The sequence below is a fragment of the Streptomyces sp. NPDC085931 genome, assembly GCF_044540565.1.
GTDB lineage: Bacteria > Actinomycetota > Actinomycetes > Streptomycetales > Streptomycetaceae > Streptomyces.
In genome coordinates this window covers 476,158-496,474 of the sequence record NZ_JBITSK010000001.1, presented here as the reverse complement: position 1 = coordinate 496,474, position 20,317 = coordinate 476,158, and the positions used below count along the sequence as shown (strand labels likewise).

Below are 20,317 nucleotides of genomic sequence, written 5' to 3'. Positions count from 1 at the left end.
CACGAGACGTATCGTCTCGCCTAGGGTCGGTGCATGACCACGCGCGCGCACATCGCCATGTTCTCCATCGCCGCCCACGGCCACGTGAACCCGAGCCTGGAGGTGATCCGCGAGCTGGTGGCGCGCGGCCACCGGGTGACGTACGCGATCCCGCCGGTCCTCGCCCAGAAGGTGGCGCGGACCGGCGCCGAGGTGAAGCCCTGGACGTCGACCCTGCCCTCGCCCGACGACGACCCGCAGGCGTGGGGGACCACGCTGCTGGACAACGTGGAGCCGTTCCTCGACGACGCGATCCAGGCCCTCCCGCAGCTGATCGCGGCGTACGAGGGCGACGAGCCGGACCTCGTGCTGCACGACATCGCCTCCTACCCCGGCCGCGTCCTGGCCCACCGCTGGGGCGTGCCCGCCGTCTCCCTCTCCCCGGCGATGGTCGCCTGGGAGGGGTACGAGGAGGAGGTCGCCGAGCCCCTGTGGGCCGAGCCGAGGAAGACCGAGCGCGGCCGCGCCTACTACGCCCGGTTCCGGTCCTGGCTGGAGGAGAACGGCATCACCCTGCACCCGGACGCGTTCGGAGGCCGGCCCGACCGCTCGATCGTCCTGATCCCCAAGGCGCTGCAGCCGAACGCGGACCGGGTCGACGAGCGCGTGTACTCCTTCGTCGGCGCCTGCCGGGGCGACCGGGCGGCCGAGGGCGACTGGCGGCGGCCGCCCGGCGCGGAGAAGGTCGTGCTCGTCTCCCTCGGCTCCGCCTTCACCAAGCAGCCGGACTTCTACCGGGAGTGCGTGAAGGCCTTCGGTGACCTGCCCGGCTGGCATCTGGTGCTCTCGATCGGCAAGCACGTCGACCCGGCCTCGTTCGCGGACGTCCCCGCCAACGTCGAGGTGCACTCCTGGGTGCCGCAACAGGCCGTCCTGCGGCAGGCCGACCTGTTCGTCACGCACGCCGGCGCGGGCGGCAGCCAGGAGGGCCTGGTCACGGCCACGCCGTTGATCGCCGTACCGCAGGCCGCCGATCAGTTCGGCAACGCCGAGACGCTGCAGGGTCTCGGTGTCGCCCGGCACCTTTCGACGCAGCAGGCGACCGGCGAGGCCCTGCGCGAGGCGGCGCTCGCCCTGGTCGACGACCCGGAGGTCGCGCGCCGCCTGAAGGAGATCCAGGCGCAGACGGCCCGGGAGGGCGGCACCCGCCGCGCGGCGGACCTCATCGAGGCCGAACTCGGGGGACGGACCGCGGCATGACCGCGACGGGGCCCGCCGATCGGTGCGACCGGCGGGCCCCGTCGCGCGGGGTGGTGCTCAGACCCGGACGGGCTCGCCCTCGCCGTCGCGGGCCGCCGGGTCCGCGATCGCCTGCGGCGTCTCGTCGTGGGTGAGGTCCGGCAGCCGGTGCAGCCACCTCGGCAGGTACCAGTTGCGCTCGCCGAGCAGCGCCATCACCGCCGGCAGCAGCACACCGCGGATGATCGTCGCGTCGATGAGCACCGCGGCCGCCAGGCCGACGCCCATCTGCTTCATGGACTGCATCGACAGCGTCCCGAAGATCGCGAACACGGCGACCATGATGACCGCGGCGCTGGTGACGACCCCGGCCGTGGTGACCACGCCGTGCCGGATCGCGTCGCCCGTCTCCAGGCCCCGCAGCCGGGCCTCGCGGATCCGGGACACCACGAACACGTGGTAGTCCATCGACAGTCCGAAAAGGATCACGAACAGGAACAGCGGCAGCCAGGTGATGATCGCGCCGACGCCCTCCGCGCCCACCAGGGACGCGCCCCAGCCGTGCTGGAAGACCGCGACGAGGATGCCGTAGGCCGCGCCCACCGACAGCAGGTTCAGCACGATCGAGGTGAGCGCGATGGTCAGCGAGCGGAACGACAGCAGCATCAGGGCGAAGGCGAACACCACGACGAACGCGAACACCGGCACGACCGCACCGGCCAGCTGGTCGTTGAAGTCCTTCGACCCGGCCACCTGCCCGGTGATCGGCGCCTGAAGGCCGTCGACCTCGCCGAGCGTGGCCGGACGCACCTCGTCGCGCAGCTTGTCCAGGCTCACCCCGGCCTTGTCCAGGTCCGAGCCGCCCACCAGCGGCACGTAGACGAACGCCACGTTCTGCGCGTCGTGCAGCTTGATCTCCACCGGACCGCGCGAGGCACCCGAACTGATCGCCCGGTCACGGAAGTCGGCGAGCGCGGCCTGCACCCGCGGCGCGTTGATGTCGTCCGCCTTGACGACCACCTCGGCGGGCTCCGAGCCGCCCGGGAACGCCTCGTTGAGCCGGTTGTACGTCTGCACGATCGGCAGCGAGTCCCCGAACTCCTGGTCCAGCGTGAGCTGCTGGGTCTTCATGCCGAGCGCGGGCGCCGCGACGGCCAGCAGCGCACCGGCGGCCACCACCACCGAGATCACCGGCCGGGCCAGGACGCGCCGCAGCACGGCCGTCCAGAACCGGCTGTCCTGCCCCGTGCCCCGCTTGCGCCGGCGCAGGAACGGTATGCGGCCCTTCTCCACGCGCTCGCCCAGCAGCGACAGCAGCGCGGGCAGGACCGTCACCGAGCCCACCATCGCCACCGCGACGACCATCAGCGAGGCCAGGCCCATCGCCTCGAACTCGGCGAGCCCGGTGAACAGCATGCCCGCCATGGCCACGCACACCGTGACACCGGAGACGACGATCGCCCGGCCGCTGGTCGCGGCGGCGATCCTGAGCGCCGTCTGCGCGTCCCGCCCGGCCTCGCGCTCCTCACGCTCACGGCGCAGGTAGAACAGGCAGTAGTCGACACCGACCGCCAGACCCACCAGCAGCATCACGGAGTTGGCGGTGTCGCTCATCGGCATGACATGGCTGACGACGCCCATCAGGCCCATCGTCGCCATGATCGCGGTGACCGCCAGCGCCACCGGCAGCAGCGCCGCGACCAGCGCGCCGAACGCGATCAGCAGGATGCCCAGGGCCACCGGCACCGCGGAGTACTCGGCCTTCTTGAAGTCGTCCCCGAACGCGTCGTCGAACGTCTTCATCATGCTGGCGCCGCCGATCTCCTCGATCAGCAGCGCCCGGTGCTCCCGCTGGACGCCCTCGACGGCCTTCAGCACCGGCTCGACCCGCTCGCCCGCGGTGTCGGAGTCACCCCGCATGTCGAACTGCACGAGCGCGCTGCGCCCGTCCTTCGAGATCGTCTTCGCGTCGTACGGCGAGGTCACGTCGGTGACCCGGCCCGTCTTCCCCACGGCCCGGACGACCGCGGTGACGGCGTCCCGGAACTCGGGGTCCGTCGCCTTCAGCCCGTCCTTCCTGGCCTGGATCAGGACCGTCTCGCCGGCCGGCTCGTCGATCCCGGCGTCCTCGATGATCCGGGCGGCGGTGTGCGTCTCCCCCTTGAGCTGGTCGCTGTCCTTGACGTCGACCCGGCCCGCCGCCGAACCGAGCCCCATCGCCAGGACGACGAACAGTACCCAGATGCCGACGGCAGCCCATCGGTGCCGGGCGCTCCAGCCGCCGGCCCGGGCGGCGAGGCCCCGCACCCGTGTTTCTCGGTTCCCCATGACGGGCTTGCCCCCTCGTGACGCGGCGGCGGCCCCCTGCCGCCCCCTCTCCTGTCGAAGGTAGGGGCCGGATAAAGCCATCTCGTCGTGCTGCCCGGTGAAGCCGCGCGGCCGGAACTCATCCGCACGGACCCGGTCCCCTCCCCACTGGGGAGGACACCCACCGACCGTGGTCCCCTACACCTATCGGGAGACGGGCCCGGTTCCCCGGGTGTGTGGATCCTGAGCAGACGGTTGTGCGCCACGGTGACCGGTGAGTAATTTACGGGGCCGGGCAGCCGCCCGCCGCGGCCGTCGTGCCCACCCCCACGGGGCACGACGGCCGCTCTAAGGTGAGCGGATGACGACCAGATACGCGGCCCTGCTGCGCGGGATCAACGTGGGCGGCGCCAGGAAGGTCCCCATGGCCGACCTGCGCGCGCTCATCGAGAACCTCGGCCACGACGACGTCCGCACCCATCTGCAGAGCGGCCAGGCCGTGTTCTCCAGCGGGCACGGCGACGAGGAGTCGCTGGCCGCCGAGCTCGCCCGCGGGATCGAACGGCACTTCGGGTTCGGCGTCGAGGTGATCGTGCGCGACCACGCCTATCTGCGGGCGGTCGCCGACGCCTGCCCGTTCCCCGCCGCCGACCTGGAGCCCGGACAGCTCCACGTCACCTACTTCTCCGCGCCCGTCACCCCCGACCGCTTCGCGGAGATCGACCCGGCCGCCTTCCTCCCCGAGGAGTTCCGCCTCGGCGACCGCGCCCTGTACCTGTACGCGCCGAACGGCCTGGGCCGCTCCAAGCTGGCCGAGCGGCTGGCGAAGCCGCGCGTCACCCGGGGCGTGGTCGCCACGACCCGCAACTGGAACACCGTGCTCAAGCTGGTGGAGCTGACGGCCCCCGCGGCGTGACCTTCCGGTGAACGCCCGCCGGGCCGGGACGCCGTCCGCGTGAACACCTCGGCCGCCACCGCCGTACCTACGGCCGGACGGACGGTACGAGAACGGAGTCTCGCGAGAGGACGCGCACGGCCAGCGACAGGAGCCCGGATCCATGACCGACACCACCCTCGTCTACGCCTACGCGGTCCTGCGCCGCACCCCCGAGGCCGCCGCGGCGGCCGCACAGCTGCGCGGCGTCGCCGGAGAACCGGTCCACCTGGTCGAACCCGCCACCGGGCCGCTGGCCTTCGCCGTCGGCCACGTCCCGCCCGCCGACTACGACGACGCGCCGCTGCGGGCCCACCTCGACGACCTGGACTGGATGGAGTCCACCGTCCGCTCCCACCACGCGGTGGTGGCCGCCCTGGTCCACTCCGGCGCCGCCGCCCTCCCGCTGCGGCTGGCCACCGTCTACCGCGACGAGGACACCGCCCGGCAGGCCCTCGACACCCGCCGCGGCTACTTCCTGTCCCTGCTGGACCGCCTCACCGGCCACGTCGAACTCGGCGTCAAGATCTACGCCACCGCGGACATCACCCCACCCGAAGCCGCCCCGGACCCGGACCGGGACCCGGCCCCTGGCCTCGGGGTCGGACGCGCCTACCTGGCGATCCGCCGCCGCAGACACCGCAGGAACGAGGAGGCCTGGCGCACGGTCGCCCGAGCGGCCGCCCGCCTCACCGAGACCGCCGGCGCCCTCGCGGTCGACCGCGTCGCCCACACCCCCGAACGCGGCAGCCTGGCCGGCTCCGCCCCCGGCACCAACATGGGCAACGACGCCTACCTCGTCCGCCGGGACCGCGTCGACGCCTTCCGCACGGGCGTCCTGGCGGCCGCACGCGCCACCCCCGGCCTCCGGGTGGAGGTCAGCGGCCCCTGGGCCCCCTACTCCTTCGCCCTGCAACCGGAACCGGCGCCGTAGCCCTGCCCGGCACCGGCCGGGGTGTCAGGCGCTCACGGCCGTCAACGCGGGCATCCGCGCCGCCTCGTACCGCTCCAGCACCACCCGCGCCACCTCCGGGGCCGGGCCCAGCACGTCCGCCAGGACGTCCGCCTCCGCAGCGCCCCGGGCGATGCGGTCGGGCAGGAAGCCGGGGGCCAGGACGTAGGGGGCGACGGCGACGCGGGCGCAGCCGAGGGCGCGCAGCGCGCGGACGGCGTCCTCCGTGCGCGGCAGGGGTGCGGAGGCGAACGCAGGCCGCACGGCGCACCAGCCGGTGTGCCGCCACTCCCGCGCGATGTCTGCGATCACTGCGATCGCCTCCGGGTCGGTGGACCCCGCCGAGGCCAGCACGACCCCGGTCGAGGACTTGTCGGCGGGCGTCAGCCCCGCCTCGTACAGGCGCCGCTCCAGGGCCGCCAGCAGCAGCGGCGAGGGGCCCAGCACCTCCGCCTGGCGGATGCGCAGCTGCGCGGGCGCGTCCGCCAGGACCGCGGGGATGTCGGCCTTGGCGTGGAAGGCGCGGGTGAGCAGGAGCGGCAGGGCGACCACCTCGCGCACGCCCTGCACCGCCAGGGACTCCAGCACGCCCCGCACGGACGGCACGTTGAAGTCCAGGAACCCGGTCTCCACCCGGACGTCGGGGCGCAGCGAGCGCACCCGGCGCACCAGGGCGTGCACCGTCGCGGCGTGCCGCGGGTCGCGGCTGCCGTGGGCGATGACGAGGAGAACGGGCCGGTTCGTCATGTCACTCAGCTCTTCACCAGCAGGCCGCGGCTGCGCAGCACCCACCGCTCCAGCGGGCTGAAGATCAGCAGGTCGATCGCGATGCCGACGATCAGGATGAGCAGGATCGCCTCGAAGACCATCGCCATGTCGCTGGCGTTGCGCCCGTTCTCCAGCAACTGGCCGAGGCCGACGCCGAGGTCGGGGAAGGACGCGATGATCTCGGCGGCCATCAGGGAACGCCAGGAGAAGGCCCAGCCCTGCTTCAGGCCGGCCACGTAGCCGGGCAGAGCGGCCGGCAGGACGATGTGCCAGGTGCCCTTCAGTCCCGTCGCGCCGAGCGTGCGGCCCGCGCGCAGGAACAGCGGGGGCACCTGGTCGACGCCCGACACCAGGCCGTTGGCGATCGACGGGACCGCGCCGAGCAGGATCACCGCGTACATCATCGAGTTGTTCAGGCCCAGCCAGATCACCGCCGGCGGCACCCAGGCGACCGACGGCAGGGACTGCAGACCCGACAGGATCGGGCCGATCGCCGCGCGGACGAACTTCACCCGGGCCACGAGCAGGCCCAGCGGCGTGCCGATCGCCAGCGCGAAGCAGAAGCCGAGCAGGCCGCGCGAGACGCTGGTCCAGATGTAGCCGAGCAGCTCGCCCTCGAGCCACGCTGTTCGGACCACGTCCCAGACGGCCGACGGCGAGGGCAGTTTCGTCGGATCGTCGACGATCTTGAACGAGACGAGGGCCTGCCAGACCGCCAGCACCAGCGCGACGGCGAGGACGGGCGGCAGGATCTTCTCGGTGAAGGTCTGCCGGAACGGCTTGCGGCTGGTCTGCCGCGTCTCCAGCGCGTCGAGGCCCGCCTCGAGACCGGCGAGATCGGTGCCGTCCTTGTCGGCGGTCGTCGTCGAGTCAGTGCTGGCCATGACGGCGGATCTCCCCACGCAGTTCTTCGGTGATCTCGACGGACAGCTCCGCGACGGCGGTGTCCTCGATGCGACGCGGATGCGGGATGCCCACCGTCCACTCGCGGGCGATGCGCCCCGGACGGGAGGACAGCAGCACCACGCGCTGCGCCAGCCGGACCGCCTCGCGCACGTTGTGCGTGACGAACAGGACGGAGACCCGCGTCTCGCGCCAGATGCGGGTCAGTTCGTCGTGCAGCACGTCCCGCGTGATGGCGTCCAGCGCCGCGAACGGCTCGTCCATCAGCAGCAGCTGGCTCTCCTGGGCGAGCGCCCGGGCCAGCGCGACCCGCTGGCGCATCCCGCCCGACAGCTCGTGCACCCGCTTGCCGTAGGCGCCCTTGAGCCGGACCAGTTCGAGCAGTTCCTCCGCCCGGTCACGGCGCTCGGCCTTGTGCACGCCCCGCAGCTTCAGGGCGAGTTCGATGTTCTTGCCCGCGGTCAGCCACGGGAACAGCGCGTGCTCCTGGAACATCAGCGCCGGGCGGCCGTCCGTGGTGATCTCGCCGGCGCTGGGCCGGTCCAGGCCCGCCACCAGGTTGAGCAGGGTGGACTTGCCGCACCCGGAGGCCCCCAGGAGGGTGACGAACTCGCCCGGCGCGACATCCAGGGTGATGTCGTCGAGGACGAGCTGCTGCCCGGCGGGGCCCGCGAACGACTTCGAGACATGCTCGATCCGGGCGGCGTGCGTGGCCGCCTCGGTGCCGTCGGCGGCCTTGGCGAGGGTCGTGGCCATGGTCGTCACCTCCTGGGAACTCTTCGGGATCCGGGCTTACTTGACGCCGAGACCGGCGTCGTCGACCGTGGGCCGGCCCTCGGCCTTCAGGACCTCGTTCAGCGGCGCGAGGTCGTAGATGCCCTGCAGGTTCGGCTTCTCCAGCAGCCCCGCCTTCACGGCGTGCTCGGCCTCGGTGCTGAGCGTGGAGGCCAGCGGGTCGTCGGTGAACCGGATCGACTTCCACGCCGGGTCCAGCACCTCGGCGGGCAGCGCCTTGCCGGTCTCCTTCTCCAGGAGCTTGTTCGCCGCCTCCTTGGCCGCGTCCGGGTTGGCGTTGATCCACTTGTTCGTCTTGACCGACGCCCTGAGCACGGCCTCGACGACCTTCGGGTGCTCCTTCAGGAACTCCTGCCGCACGATGATGTTCGTGATCACGAACTTCTTGTCCGGCCACAGCGTCGCCTCGTCGAGCAGCTCCTTGCCGCCCTCGGCGACCAGCTTCGACGCCGTCGGCTCCGGTACCCAGGCGCCGTCGATCGACCCGGCCTTGAAGGCGTCCGGGGTGACCTTGTTGTCGCTGCGGACGACCGTGACGTCACCCTTGCCGCTCTGCGGGTCGACCTTCCAGCCCTGCTCGGCGGCCCAGTTGAGGAACGCCACGTCCTGCGTGTTGCCCAGCTGCGGGGTGGCGATCCGCTTGCCCTTGACGTCCTTCAAAGACTTGATCTTGTCCGGGTTCACCACGAGCTTCACCCCGCCGGACGCCGAACCGCCGATGATGCGCAGGTTCTTGCCGGCGGACTTGGTGTAGCCGTTGATGGCGGGGGAGGGGCCGATCCAGCCGATGTCGATGGAACCGGAGTTGAGCGCCTCGATCTCCGAGGGACCGGCGTTGAAGACGGCCGGCTCGACCTTGGTGGCGCCGAGCTCCTTCTGGAAGAAGCCCTTCTCCATGCCCACCAGCGCGGTGCCGTGGGTCAGGTTGCCGAAGTAACCGATCTTGACGGTGTCGAGACCGTCGATCTTCTTCGCCCCGGCGGCGACCTTGGCCGCACCGTCGTCCTCGGCCTCGGAGCCGTAGCCGCAGGCGGCCAGGGTGAGCAGGGGAAGTGCGGCGGCGACCGCGAGGCTGCGGCGCAGAACGGATGTAGCAGGCACGGGAGGTGTTCCTCTCGTTGGCCCGGCGGTCACGGTCTTTCAGGTCGTGGCCGGGAGATCGGCAGGTGTGCGTCTACGGCGGTGGGGGGTGCGGGCGCGCAAGCGGTGCGCGTACGTCAGCGCACACATCGCGCGACTCCGCCCTGCCCGCTGCCGAGCGCACCGCTGCCGACGCGGCCGCCCTCCTTGGCGAACGTGGAGTAGAAGTCGGGGGAGTTCATGTCAGAAGTCCCACCCGTCGTCCCCGGACTCGTCCTTGACCGGCTCGGGGGCGGCGAAGGACTCGCCGACCATGCCCGCGGTCAGGGTCGTGCCGTCGTTCGGGTCGATCAGGATGAAGGAGCCGGTGCGCCGCGAGTCGGCGTAGGAGTCGACCGGCAGCGGCTCGGCGGTGCGGATCTTGACCCGGCCGATGTCGTTGGCGACGAGCTGCCCCGGGTGCGGGTGCAGGGACAGGTCGTCGAGCGTGAGCCGGGACGGGATGTCCTTGACGATCGCCTTGACCGTGCGCGTGCCGTGCTTGAGCAGCACCCGGTGCCCGACGGTCAGCGGGGCGTCCGCGACGTGGCAGACGGTCGCCTCGATGTCCTGGGTGGTGGGCGGCGCGTCCTTGCTGGGCACGATCAGGTCGCCGCGCGAGATGTCGATGTCGTCCTCGAGCAGGAGGGTCACCGACTGCGTCGTCCAGGCGACGTCGACCGGCTCGCCGAGCAGGTCGATGCCGGAGATCTTCGTGGAGCGGCCCGAGGGCAGCACGGTGACCTGCTCGCCCACGCGGAACGACCCGGCCGCGATCTGACCGGCGTACCCCCGGTAGTCGGGGTGGTCCGCGCTCTGCGGCCGGATCACGTACTGCACGGGCAGCCGGGCGTGGCAGTGGCTCAGGTCGTGGCTGACCGGCACCGTCTCCAGGTGCTCCAGCACGGTCGGGCCGCCGTACCAGTCCATGTGCGAGGACGGCTCCACCACGTTGTCACCGACCAGCGCCGAGATCGGGATCGCGGTGACCTCGGGGACGCCCAGCTCGGTCGCGTACGCCGTGAACTCCTCGGCTATCGCCGCGAACACCTTCTCCGCGTAGCCGACGAGGTCCATCTTGTTGACCGCGAGGACCACGTGCGGCACGCGCAGCAGGGCGGCGATGGCGGCGTGCCGGCGGGTCTGCTCCACGACGCCGTTGCGGGCGTCCACCAGGATCACCGTCAGCTCGGCCGTGGAGGCGCCGGTGACCATGTTCCGCGTGTACTGCACGTGCCCGGGGGTGTCGGCGAGGATGAACCGCCGCCGGGGCGTGGCGAAGTAGCGGTAGGCCACGTCGATGGTGATGCCCTGCTCCCGCTCGGCCCGCAGGCCGTCCGTCAGCAGCGCCAGGTCCGGCACGTCCTGGCCGCGGCTCGCGGAGGCGCGCTCCACGGCCTCCAGCTGGTCGGTGAGGACCGACTTGGAGTCGTGCAGCAGCCGGCCCACCAGGGTGGACTTGCCGTCGTCGACGGAACCGGCGGTGGCGAACCGCAGCAGGGTGGTGGCCGAGAGCTCCTCGGTCGTGATCGTGCTCATCTCTAGAAGTACCCCTCGCGCTTGCGGTCTTCCATCGCGGCCTCGGACATCTTGTCGTCGGCGCGCGTGGCACCGCGCTCGGTCAGCCGGGAGGCGGCGATCTCCACGATCACCTTCTCGATCGTGTCGGCGTCGGAGTCCACCGCGCCGGTGCAGGACATGTCACCGACGGTCCGGTAGCGCACGAGCCGCTTCTCGACGGTCTCGCCCTCCTTCGGCCCGCCCCACTCGCCGGCCGTCAGCCACATGCCGCCGCGCCGGAACACCTCGCGCTCGTGCGCGTAGTAGATCTCCGGCAGCTCGATGCCCTCGCGGGCGATGTACTGCCACACGTCCAGCTCGGTCCAGTTGGACAGCGGGAAGACGCGCACGTGCTCGCCGGGCGCGTGGCGGCCGTTGTACAGGTTCCACAGCTCGGGGCGCTGGCGGCGCGGGTCCCACTGGGAGAACTCGTCACGCAGCGAGAACACCCGCTCCTTGGCCCGCGCCTTCTCCTCGTCGCGGCGCCCGCCGCCGAAGACGGCGTCGAACCGCTCCGCCTGGATCTTCTCGGTCAGCGGCAGCGTCTGCAGCGGGTTGCGGGTGCCGTCCGGGCGCTCCTTGAGCACACCGCGGTCGATGTAGTCCTGCACGGAGGCCACGTGCAGCCGCAGCCCGTGCCGGGCGACCGTGCGGTCGCGGTAGTCGAGGACCTCGGGGAAGTTGTGCCCGGTGTCCACGTGCAGCAGCGAGAACGGCACCGCCGCCGGGCGGAACGCCTTCAGCGCCAGGTGCAGCATGACGATGGAGTCCTTGCCGCCGGAGAACAGGATCACCGGCCGCTCGAACTCGCCCGCCACCTCGCGGAAGATGTGCACCGCCTCGGACTCGAGGGCGTCGAGGTGCGACAGCGCGTACGGGCTGCCGGTCTCCTCGGACACGGTGGCGACGGTGGTCGTCATGCCAGTCCCCTTTCGGTCAGCAGGGCGTACACCGACGCCGCGGACTCCTGCACGGTCTGGTGCTGCGACTCGATCCGCAGATCGGGCGAGGCGGGCTCCTCGTACGGGTCGTCGACCCCGGTGAGACCGGTCAGCTCGCCCGCGGCCTGCTTGGCGTACAGGCCCTTCACGTCCCGCTCGCTGCACACCTCGACCGGGGTCGCCACGTGCACCTCCACGTACGCCGTGCCGTTCGCCTGGTGGCGCTTGCGGACCGCCTCGCGGCTGTCCTGGTAGGGCGCGATCACCGGGACGAGCGCCAGCACGCCGTTGCGGGCGAGCAGTTCGGCGACGAAGCCGATGCGCTGCACGTTGGTGTGCCGGTCCTCGCGGCTGAAGCCGAGGCCCGCGGAGAGGAACTCGCGGATCTCGTCGCCGTCGAGGACCTCGACCCGGTGGCCCCGCTCGCGCAGCCGGCCGGCCAGTTCGTGGGCGATGGTGGTCTTGCCCGCACTCGGCAGACCCGTGAGCCAGACGGTGGCTCCGGTCGTCACGTGAGTCTCCTGAATCGTCCTGGTCGTCTGTGCCGTGTGTGTCGTCCGGGGCGCCGTCATCCGTGCAGCCCGCACTCGGTCTTGGCCCGGCCCGCCCAGCGGCCGGCCCGGGCGTCCTCGCCCTGAAGGACCCGTCGAGTGCAGGGGGCGCAGCCGACGGACGCGTAGCCGTCCATCAGCAGCGGGTTGGTCAGCACGCCGTGTTCGGTGACGTAGGCGTCCACGTCGTCCTGGGTCCAGCGGGCGATCGGGGAGATCTTGACCTTCCGCCGCTTCTCGTCCCAGCCGACCACCGGGGTGTTCGCCCGGGTCGGGGACTCGTCGCGGCGCAGGCCGGTCGCCCAGGCCTGGTAGTCCTTCAGGCCCTCCTCCAGCGGCCGGACCTTGCGCAGCTTGCAGCACAGGTCGGGGTCGCGGTCGTGCAGCTTCGGGCCGTACTCGGCGTCCTGCTCGGCGACCGTCTGGCGCGGGGTGAGCGTGATGACGTTGACGTCCATCACGGCGTCGACCGCGTCGCGGGTGCCGATGGTCTCCTCGAAGTGGTAGCCGGTGTCGAGGAAGACGACGTCGACGCCGGGCATGGCGCGGGAGGCGAGGTGGGCGACCACCGCGTCCTCCATGGACGAGGTCACGCAGAAGCGCTTGCCGAACGTCTCGGCCGCCCACTGGAGGATCTCCAGCGCGGAGGCGTCCTCCAGGTCGCGGCCCGCCTGCTCGGCGAGCGCCTTCAGCTCCTCGGCGGTGCGCTCTTCCTGAGCGGTCGTCATATGCGTTCCCCTCCGGAGTCGGATCGCTTCAGCCCCTGGGACAGCAGCCCCAGGAACTTCAGCCGAAAGGCCCGGCTGCACGCCGCGCATTCCCACGCGCCGTGCCCCTCCTCGCTCGGCCGCAGGTCCTCGTCCCCGCAGTACGGGCAGTAGAACGGGGCCATCCGCTCGCTCACGACAGGGCCTCCTCGCCGGCCCGGGCCGCCCAGGCGGCGAACCGCTCGCCGTCCTCGCGTTCGGCCTGGAACCGCTTCAGGACGCGCTCGATGTAGTCGGGCAGCTCGTCGGAGGTGACCTTCAGGCCGCGCACCTTGCGGCCGAACCCGGCCTCCAGGCCGAGCGCGCCGCCCAGGTGCACCTGGTAGCCCTCGACCTGCTCGCCCCGGTCGTTCAGGACCAGCTGGCCCTTGAGACCGATGTCCGCGACCTGGATCCGGGCGCAGGCGTTCGGGCAGCCGTTGAGGTTGATGGTGAGCGGCTCGTCGAACTCCGGCAGGCGGCGCTCCAGTTCGTCGATGAGCTGCGCGCCGCGCTGCTTGGTCTCGACGATGGCCAGCTTGCAGAACTCGATGCCGGTGCAGGCCATGGTGCCGCGCCGGAAGGTGGACGGCCGGGCGGTCAGGTCGAGCGCCTCCAGGCCCTCCACGAGCGAGTCGACCCGGTCCTGCTCGACATCGAGGACGATCATCTTCTGCTCGACGGTGGTGCGCACCCGGCCCGAGCCGTGGGCCTCGGCGAGGTCGGCGATCTTCGTGAGCGTCGCGCCGTCGACGCGTCCCACGCGCGGGGCGAAGCCGACGTAGAAGCGGCCGTCCTTCTGCCGGTGCACCCCGATGTGGTCGCGCCACTGGCTGGACGGCTGCTCCGGGGCGGGCCCGTCGGTCAGCCTGCGCCCCAGGTACTCGTCCTCCAGCACCTGACGGAACTTCTCCGCGCCCCAGTCGGCGACGAGGAACTTCAGCCGGGCGCGGTTGCGCAGCCGGCGGTAGCCGTAGTCGCGGAAGATCGAGATGACGCCCTCGTAGACGTCCGGCACGTCGTCGATCGACACCCACGCGCCGAGCCGCACGCCCAGCTTGGGGTTGGTGGACAGGCCGCCGCCGACCCACACGTCGAAGCCGGGTCCGTGTTCGGGGTGGGTCACGCCGACGAACGCGACGTCGTTGATCTCGTGCACCACGTCCAGCAGCGGCGAGCCCGAGATGGCCGTCTTGAACTTGCGGGGGAGGTTGGAGTACGCCGGGTTGTTCAGCACCCGGCGCTTCATCTCCTCCAGGGCCGGGGTCGCGTCGATGATCTCGTCCTCGGCGATGCCGGCCACCGGGGAGCCGATCATCACGCGGGGGGTGTCGCCGCAGGCCGTGACGGTGGACAGGCCCACGCCCTCCAGCCGGTTCCAGATCTCGGGCACGTCCTCGATCCGGATCCAGTGGTACTGGACGTTCTGCCGGTCGGTGATGTCGGCCGTCCCGCGGGCGAACTCCTGCGAGACCTCGCCGATGACCCGCAGCTGCCGCGTCGTCAGGGCCCCGCCGTCGATGCGCACCCGCAGCATGAAGTACTCGTCGTCCAGCTCCTCCGGCTCCAGGACGGCCGTCTTGCCGCCGTCGATCCCGGGCTTGCGCTGGGTGTACAGACCCCACCAGCGCATCCGCCCGCGCAGGTCGTTCGGGTCGATCGAGTCGAAGCCGCGCTTGGAGTAGATCGTCTCAATGCGTGTCCGCACATTGAGACCGTCGTCGTCCTTCTTGAACTGCTCGTTGCCGTTCAGCGGGGTGAAGTGCCCCGCGGCCCACTGACCCTCACCGCGGTGACGGCTCACCTTGCGGCGGGGAGTCGCGGCGGCAGGCTTCTGCGGGGTGGCGGCCATGGTGGATACGTCCTTCGGGACAGGCGGGAAAGCGGCTCTGACCTGCGCGTGCGGGCGCATGGGGAGATGTGCGCGTCATTGCGCGGGAACGAGACGAGAAGAGGGGATGCCGGGCGCGTGCTGAGTGCTCTCAGTGCGCCGGACAGATGGCGCTGGACATGCGGCCGAGGTCGACGTGCCGTCGACTCACCAAGGCGATTCCAGTTCCAGACATGGCGGAAGCGTGTCACGGCGATCTGGACACAGTCCAGCTTTGTCCGAGATGCGGACACCCTTGTCTCGAAGTGCGAGACAAGGGTGTTGTCGGTCACATCGCGGGACGCCGTGCCGTCCGTCCAGGTCAGGCGGGGAAGGCTCCAGGCCACGGTCCCGGAGCGCTGACCTCCGGTTCCTCCTCGACCTTGGTGTCGAACAGCTTGAAGCCGCGCCGCTGGTAGTTGTCCATCGCGTGCTCCCCGTCCTTGCTGCAGGTGTGCAGCCAGACCCGCTTCGTCGGGGCCAGTCCCGCCCAGCGGTCGGCGAGGTCCCAGGCCCGGGCGGTGCCGTAGGACAGCAGGTGGCCGCCGATGCGCCGGCCGCGGAAGGCCGGCAGCAGCCCGAAGTAGACGATCTCCACGACCGCGTCCTCCTGCGCCTCCAGTTCCACGTACCCGGCGGGCGTGCCCCGGTCGTACGCCACCCACGTCTCCACGCCCGGCCGCTCCAGCTGCTCGCGCCAGCGGGCGTACGACCAGCTCAGCCGGTCCGTCCAGCGGATGTCGCCGCCCACCGAGGCGTACAGGAAACGGCTGAACTCGGGGGAGGGCACCTCGGAGCGGACGATCCGCACGTCCCCCTCCGGCGCGGCGGCCGGCAGCAGATCGGTCGGCGCGGTCTGCTCCAGGGACCAGGTGGTCACGGCGATGGTGGTCATGCGGGCCAGAAAACCATCCGGCCTACCGGTCTGTCGATCGGCCCAGTGCCCGCTCGACCGAGGTCAGCGGCAGCGCGAACAGCATCCGTCCGGACTGCGACCACACCTCGCCGCTCTCCTCCCAGTACGACAGCGAACCCGACCGGCCGCTCCAGCAGTGCCGGGTCCCGTCGCTCCCGCACTCCGTCGCCCGGGCCCCGTCCGCGTCCTGGCGCCACAGCGTCCCGTGCCCGCCCGGCGAGCCCGCCGCCCGGTCCAGGTACCAGGCCGAGCGGTACGCCAGCACCCCCCGCACATCGGCCGTCCTCGTCTCGTACGCCTCGACCGGCCGGGCGCGCCCCGCCGAGTCGGTGCTGAGCAGGCCGGAGCGGGCCGGTTCGCGGCTGAGCGCGTAGCGCCACAGCCGGGTCGGGCGGTCGCCGTCCGCCGGCACCCACTCGCTCGCCACCAGGCTGTCCGGAGCCGTGCTGCGGTCCAGGGACACGGCGGCCGGACGCGGCGCCTCGCCGCCGGGCAGGGTGTAGGAGCCCACCGCGGGCAGCACGAACCGGGAGCCGTGCGCCGCCCAGCCGCCCCGCACCCGGCCCACCGCCTCGGCGTCGACGGTGGCGCGCTGGATGCGGTCCAGGTCGTACACGTACAGCGCGTCCCGGTCGCCCTCGCGGGTCGTCACCAGCAGCTTGTCCTGGTACCAGACCATGCCGGACAGCGGGGAGACCAGGCCCCGGTAGTCCCGCCCGCCGTCCACCGGGACGGCCAGCAGGGCCCAGGTGTAGCGCAGCCGGGCGGGGTCGTTCGCGTCGACGAAGGCGACCTTGGCGAGGCCCTGCTCCGGGGCCGGGCCGTCGAGGGAGCCGCCCTCGGCGCCGCCGCGGCTCCAGCCGGACAGCACCACCCGGTTCCCGGCCCAGTGGCCGTCGTCGTCCGCGTCGCCCGAGGTGGTGACCGCGCCGGGCCGCCAGCCCCGGGTGTCGGCGGCGCCGAAGCAGTAGGCGCGCGTGGCCGCCGGCTCGACCGGCAGGCTGTGCTTGTCGGGGCCCGCGCAGTCCGCCGCGTTGCGCAGCGGCAGGTCGGCGTCCTCCAGCACCGCGCCGACACCGACCGGCCGGCCCATCCGCGACGCGAGCCGGTCCAGCCACGGCCCGGGCACCCGCTGCTCGGCCAGCGGCAGCCGCCCGGTCGCGGCCCCGACCGGGCGCAGGGCCCCGGGGTCGTCGGCGACGGTGGCCTGCGAGGCGCTGATCACGGTGGCCGCCGCGGTGAGCGCGAGGGCCGTCCCGGCCAGGGTCGCGCGCAGCGCCCTTCCCCGCCTGCGCCGCCGGTGTCTGCCACGATGCTTCATGTCGTCCTCCCGAGGCGGACCAACTGCGCCTTGTGATCCGTACGTTGACGGAGGAGCAGGTGGGGTGGCCCGTACCGCGATGCTACGGCAGGGGGAGGGGGTGGCGGACGAAGACCCCGCAAATATGCGAAAGACGCACCCGTCGGGGCGGCCCGGACGCCACGGCGCGTGAACCTCAGGGCGCCACCGCGGAGGGACGCAGCCGCGCCACCGCCGGTGCGGTCGAGTGCGGCAGGAGATCACCCGGGTCGTCCGGCAGCAGCACCTCGACCTCCGCGTCCTCGGCGAACCGGTACGGCCGGTGCTCCAGGAACGTCCCCAGATACCGCCGCACCCGCGACATCTCGGCCCGCACCGTCACCGTGCGCTCCGGGTCGCCGAACACGTCGGCGGCCAGGCCCGAGGCGCTGCGCCCGGAGCGGTGCACGGCGAGCAGGTACAGCAACTCGGCGTGCCGCGGGCTCAGTTCCCGCGTCCAGGTGCCCGCACCGCCGGACACCTGCACCGACCAGCGGCGGGAGTGCCTGAGGTCCAGCACGATCCGCGTCCCGCCGCGCGGCACCGGCTCCTCGGCCGCCGGCCGCAGCAGCCACCCCCCGGCCAGCGGCTCCACCGCGCACAGCCCCAGCGCCGGCAGCCATCGCGGGCCCGCCGACAGCGACTTCGGCAGGGCCACGCGCCGCGTGTACGGCATCCCGCTCACCGCCGCCGTCCAGCCGTGCGGGTCGACGACCAGGGCCCGCCCGCCGAGCCGGGCCAGCACCGGCGCCGCCACCGCGCGCAGCCGCTCCAGCGAGTCCAGGTGCATCTCCCGCAGCCGGGCCTCGGCGAGCTTGGCCACCGAGTCGACCCAGGAGAGCGTGGCCGGATGCATCGTCTCCAGCGGCCCGCTGACGTCCACCACCCCCAGCAGCCGGCCGTCCCGCGGATCCGTCAGCGGAGCCCCGGCGCAGGTCCAGCCGGCCTGGGAGCGCACGAAGTGCTCGGAGGCGAAGACCTGGACCGGCCGGCGCACCACCGCCGGAGTGCCCACACCGTTGGTTCCGACGACGCTTTCCCGCCAGTCCGCGCCCAGTTCGAAGCCGAGCCCGTCCGCCCGGCGCAGCACCGGCGCGCTGCCCTCCCGCCACAGCACCCGGCCGTCCTCGTCGGCCACGACCATGATGTGGTGGGCGACGTCGGCCGCGGCCAGCAGGCCCTCCCGCAGCACCGGCAGCACATGCCGCAGCGCCGACGTCTCGCGCCGCCGCTGCACCTCCTCGCGGGACAGCGGGTCCGCCCGTACGTCACGCTCCGGATCGACCCCGCTGCGCAGCATCCGCTCCCAGGACTGCTCGATCACGGGACGCGGCGGCACCGGCACCCGCCGCCCGGACAGCCGGGCGGAGCGGACCTCGCTGAGGACCCGGGCCGCGCGCGTGGTGTCCACAGCGGCCAGGTGCGTGACGTCCATACGCGTGCGCCCCCCTAAGTCGAGTTGGTGACCGTGGTTGAGTTTTTGACCGTCTGTCTCATAGTGCCGCCTGTCCCAGCGGCGCGCGCACCGTCCGCACACAGTCACCAGCAAGTTGCAACCCCCTGCAACCCTGGTGGACGGCCCGGCCCTGACCGAGACTTGAGCCGCGCCGTCCCGAGCGGCGTTCAGTGGCTCGAACGGGCCAGTGCGGCGGGGGTGGTGCCGTGTCGGCGCAGCACCACCCCCGCTTCCCGTACGCGGGTCAGGAGACCGGATCGTGCTCCGGCCGGGCCCGCCGCACCACCGCCGCCAGGTCCAGCGTGTGCGGCAGCGTCCCGAAGGCCGCGCCCCCGTCACCGCCCAGCCGGGCCGCGCAGAACGCGTCGGCGACCTGCGGCGGCGCGAACCGGACCAGCAGCGACCCCTGGAGCACCAGCGCGAGCCGCTCCGCCAGGCGCCGCGCCCGGCCCTCCACGCCCTCCAGGTCGGCCAGTTCGGTCAGCAGGTTCTTGATGGCCCCGTCCAGCCGGTGATCGGCGCCGCGCGCCTGCCCGACCTCGCGCAGATAGGCGTCGAGCGCCCCCGGCTCCCGCCGCAGCGCCCGCAGCACGTCGAGCGCCTGCACGTTGCCCGCGCCCTCCCAGACCGAGTTCAGCGGCGACTCGCGCACCAGCCGGGGCATCCCCGACTCCTCGACGTAGCCGTTGCCGCCCAGGCACTCCGCCGCCTCCACGGCGACCGCCGGGCAGCGCTTGGTCACCCAGTACTTGGCGGCCGGCACCGCGATCCGCAGCAGGGCACGCTCCTGCTCGCCGCCGTCGTCGCAGGCCGCCGCCAGCCGCAGCGCCAGCGTCGTCGCCGCCTCCGACTCGATCGCCAGATCGGCGAGGACGTTGCGCATCAGCGGCTTGTCGACGAGCTTCCCGCCGAACGCCTCCCGGTGGGCGCAGTGGTGCACCGCCTGCGCGACGGCCTGCCGCATCAGCCCGGCCGAGCCGAGCACGCAGTCGAGCCGGGTCGCCGCCACCATCTCGATGATGGTGCGCACCCCGCGCCCCTCCTCGCCGACCCGGCGCGCCCAGGTCCCGTCGAACTCGACCTCCGCCGAGGCGTTCGACCGGTTGCCGAGCTTGTCCTTGAGCCGCTGCAGGCGGAACACGTTGCGCGTGCCGTCCTCCAGCACCCGCGGCACCAGGAAACAGGTCAGCCCCTCCGGGGCCTGCGCCAGCACCAGGAAACCGTCCGACATCGGCGCCGAGCAGAACCACTTGTGCCCGGTCAGCTCGTACGTCCCGGCCTCGGCGAGCGGCCGCGCGGCCGTGGTGTTCGCCCGGACGTCGCTGCCGCCCTGCTTCTCCGTCATGGCCATCCCGAACAGGGCCCCGGCCTTGAGGTGCGCGGGCCGCAGCTCCCGGTCGTAGATCATCGACGTCAGCCGCGGCTCCCACTCGGCGGCCAGGTCCGGGTCCGCGCGCAGGGCGGGCACGGCCGCGTGCGTCATCGACAGCGGGCAGCCGTTGCCGGCCTCGACCTGCGTCCACACCACGAAGGCGGCGGCCCGGCGCAGATGCCCCGCGGGCCGGTTCCAGGCCGCGGTCAGACCGGCCGAGACGCCCTTGCCGAGCAGCCGGTGCCAGGCCGGGTGGAACTCCACCTCGTCGATCCGGTGGCCGTACCGGTCGTGCGTGCGCAGCCGCGGCGGGTTCTCGTTCGCCTGCGCGCCCCACTCCTGCACCTGGGCCGAGCCGGAGCTGCGCCCGAGCGCCGACAGCTCCCCGAGCACCTCCTCGCGCAGTTCCGGCTCCAGATGCCGTTCGACCGCGGCGGTCAGGGCCCGGTCCGCGGAGAAGACGTCGTACCCGACCAGCGGCGGGACCTGGTTCGTCACGAGGTGCGTGCTGCCTGCCATGGAGCGAACGTACCCCGCGGTAGCAGCTCGGGCACCAGCGGACCCGGCCCG

General features: G+C 72.6%; 19 protein-coding genes. 3 read left to right on the top strand and 16 right to left on the bottom strand.

Annotated elements, in window-relative coordinates; genetic code table 11:
• The first annotated feature begins 33 nt into the window (after nt 1–33).
• Nucleotides 34–1,239 (top strand): macrolide-inactivating glycosyltransferase, encoded by a 1,206-nt coding sequence (mgt, locus tag ACIGAN_RS02095; protein ID WP_399854473.1) that lies wholly within the window; start codon nt 34–36, stop codon nt 1,237–1,239.
• A gap of 57 nt (nt 1,240–1,296) precedes the next feature.
• On the opposite strand, the gene ACIGAN_RS02090 is transcribed toward mgt, so the two are convergent.
• The gene (locus ACIGAN_RS02090; RefSeq protein ID WP_399854472.1) at nt 1,297–3,546 is read right to left on the bottom strand and encodes an MMPL family transporter; all 2,250 of its coding nucleotides are present in this window, start codon (nt 3,544–3,546) and stop codon (nt 1,297–1,299) included.
• 340 nt (nt 3,547–3,886) lie between these two features.
• Here ACIGAN_RS02090 and ACIGAN_RS02085 point away from each other — a divergent pair, with 340 nt between their 5' ends.
• Nucleotides 3,887–4,441 (top strand): DUF1697 domain-containing protein, encoded by a 555-nt coding sequence (locus tag ACIGAN_RS02085; protein ID WP_399854471.1) that lies wholly within the window; start codon nt 3,887–3,889, stop codon nt 4,439–4,441.
• A gap of 142 nt (nt 4,442–4,583) precedes the next feature.
• Nucleotides 4,584–5,393, top strand: a complete 810-nt coding sequence (locus ACIGAN_RS02080) for a GvpL/GvpF family gas vesicle protein (protein ID WP_399854470.1) — start codon at nt 4,584–4,586, stop codon at nt 5,391–5,393.
• A 24-nt stretch (nt 5,394–5,417) separates the two neighbouring features.
• Here the strand turns inward: ACIGAN_RS02080 and ACIGAN_RS02075 are convergent, their stop codons facing one another.
• The 15 genes from ACIGAN_RS02075 to ACIGAN_RS02005 form a co-directional block, all read right to left on the bottom strand.
• Entirely contained in the window at nt 5,418–6,158 is a 741-nt protein-coding gene (locus ACIGAN_RS02075; RefSeq protein WP_399854469.1) for a sirohydrochlorin chelatase, read from the bottom strand.
• A 5-nt stretch (nt 6,159–6,163) separates the two neighbouring features.
• Entirely contained in the window at nt 6,164–7,063 is a 900-nt protein-coding gene (locus ACIGAN_RS02070) for an ABC transporter permease (protein WP_365738433.1), read from the bottom strand.
• Nucleotides 7,050–7,838 (bottom strand): ABC transporter ATP-binding protein, encoded by a 789-nt coding sequence (locus ACIGAN_RS02065; protein ID WP_399854468.1) that lies wholly within the window; start codon nt 7,836–7,838, stop codon nt 7,050–7,052. The genes ACIGAN_RS02070 and ACIGAN_RS02065 overlap by 14 nt, the downstream gene beginning before the upstream one ends.
• A gap of 36 nt (nt 7,839–7,874) precedes the next feature.
• Entirely contained in the window at nt 7,875–8,978 is a 1,104-nt protein-coding gene (locus ACIGAN_RS02060) for an aliphatic sulfonate ABC transporter substrate-binding protein (RefSeq protein ID WP_365088142.1), read from the bottom strand.
• Between the two features lie 222 nt (nt 8,979–9,200).
• On the bottom strand, nt 9,201–10,535 hold the full coding sequence (locus tag ACIGAN_RS02055) for a sulfate adenylyltransferase subunit 1 (protein WP_399854467.1): 1,335 nt from the start codon (nt 10,533–10,535) through the stop codon (nt 9,201–9,203).
• A 2-nt stretch (nt 10,536–10,537) separates the two neighbouring features.
• Complete coding sequence (cysD, locus tag ACIGAN_RS02050; protein ID WP_365088140.1) at nt 10,538–11,476, bottom strand: sulfate adenylyltransferase subunit CysD; 939 nt, start codon at nt 11,474–11,476, stop codon at nt 10,538–10,540.
• Entirely contained in the window at nt 11,473–12,069 is a 597-nt protein-coding gene (cysC, locus tag ACIGAN_RS02045; RefSeq protein WP_365088139.1) for an adenylyl-sulfate kinase, read from the bottom strand. Before cysC ends, cysD begins: the two co-directional genes overlap by 4 nt.
• Nucleotides 12,066–12,776, bottom strand: coding sequence for a phosphoadenylyl-sulfate reductase (locus ACIGAN_RS02040; protein ID WP_365738428.1), 711 nt, complete (start codon nt 12,774–12,776; stop codon nt 12,066–12,068). Before ACIGAN_RS02040 ends, cysC begins: the two co-directional genes overlap by 4 nt.
• Nucleotides 12,773–12,952: a hypothetical protein gene (locus ACIGAN_RS02035; protein ID WP_365088137.1), complete on the bottom strand. Its 180-nt coding sequence runs from the start codon at nt 12,950–12,952 to the stop codon at nt 12,773–12,775. The genes ACIGAN_RS02040 and ACIGAN_RS02035 overlap by 4 nt, the downstream gene beginning before the upstream one ends.
• Nucleotides 12,949–14,646 carry a nitrite/sulfite reductase gene (locus tag ACIGAN_RS02030; protein WP_365088136.1) on the bottom strand — a complete coding sequence of 566 codons (1,698 nt, stop codon included), beginning with the start codon at nt 14,644–14,646 and terminating at the stop codon, nt 12,949–12,951. The genes ACIGAN_RS02035 and ACIGAN_RS02030 overlap by 4 nt, the downstream gene beginning before the upstream one ends.
• A gap of 130 nt (nt 14,647–14,776) precedes the next feature.
• Complete coding sequence (locus ACIGAN_RS02025; RefSeq protein WP_311241247.1) at nt 14,777–14,860, bottom strand: putative leader peptide; 84 nt, start codon at nt 14,858–14,860, stop codon at nt 14,777–14,779.
• Between the two features lie 126 nt (nt 14,861–14,986).
• Complete coding sequence (locus ACIGAN_RS02020; RefSeq protein WP_365088135.1) at nt 14,987–15,559, bottom strand: GNAT family N-acetyltransferase; 573 nt, start codon at nt 15,557–15,559, stop codon at nt 14,987–14,989.
• A gap of 22 nt (nt 15,560–15,581) precedes the next feature.
• The gene (locus tag ACIGAN_RS02015; protein WP_399854466.1) at nt 15,582–16,901 is read right to left on the bottom strand and encodes a hypothetical protein; all 1,320 of its coding nucleotides are present in this window, start codon (nt 16,899–16,901) and stop codon (nt 15,582–15,584) included.
• A gap of 175 nt (nt 16,902–17,076) precedes the next feature.
• Entirely contained in the window at nt 17,077–18,354 is a 1,278-nt protein-coding gene (locus ACIGAN_RS02010) for a GAF domain-containing protein (RefSeq protein ID WP_365738423.1), read from the bottom strand.
• Between the two features lie 265 nt (nt 18,355–18,619).
• Complete coding sequence (locus ACIGAN_RS02005) at nt 18,620–20,266, bottom strand: acyl-CoA dehydrogenase family protein (protein ID WP_365088132.1); 1,647 nt, start codon at nt 20,264–20,266, stop codon at nt 18,620–18,622.
• Nucleotides 20,267–20,317: the final 51 nt, after the last annotated feature.